At 64.6% G+C, this 545-nt stretch carries 1 pseudogene; it reads left to right on the forward strand.

Annotation, left to right across the window (positions count from 1 at the left end):
• Positions 1-266: pseudogene (locus AC1DY5_RS58185) on the forward strand (TorF family putative porin); the annotation flags it as partial.
• Between the last annotated feature and the right edge of the window lie 279 nt (positions 267-545).

Here is a 545-nt window from a genome sequence, read left to right on the forward strand (position 1 = left end):
CGTTGAAGGCAGCTATCGGCTACACCTTCTTCAGCAGCGACATCAAGAGCCTGGGCTACAAGGACTACCTCGACTACAACGTCGGTGCGGCCTACGACTTCGGCAGCGGCCTGACGCTGGGCGGCTATATCCAGGGCGGCAACGAGCAGAGCGCGTTCAACCTGGTCTCCAGCCCGGGCATCCCCACGCCCATCGGCCCGATCGGCCAGACCACCTTCTCGCCCAACGCGACCCGCTTCATCGTGATGCTGACCAAGACCTTGTAGAAGGCATGGGACGACTGCGCGCAATTCCCGGGTCGTCCGGCTTGATGCATGGCCCTCTTGCGCGCAACATGAGGCCGTCACACGGCAAGGAGACGATGCCATGACCCACGACATGATGCGGATCGCGACCTGGTTGCAACCACAGGACATCCTTTTCGACGTCGACGTCCGGGACCGGTCGCATGCGCTCCAGGTCGTGGCGGCGGCAATCTGCCGCGCCCATGGGCTCAACCCGGGGCCAGTCTTCCGCGCGCTGTGGCGGCGTGAGCAGGCCGGATC

The organism is Variovorax sp. P4_D9, assembly GCF_056401695.1.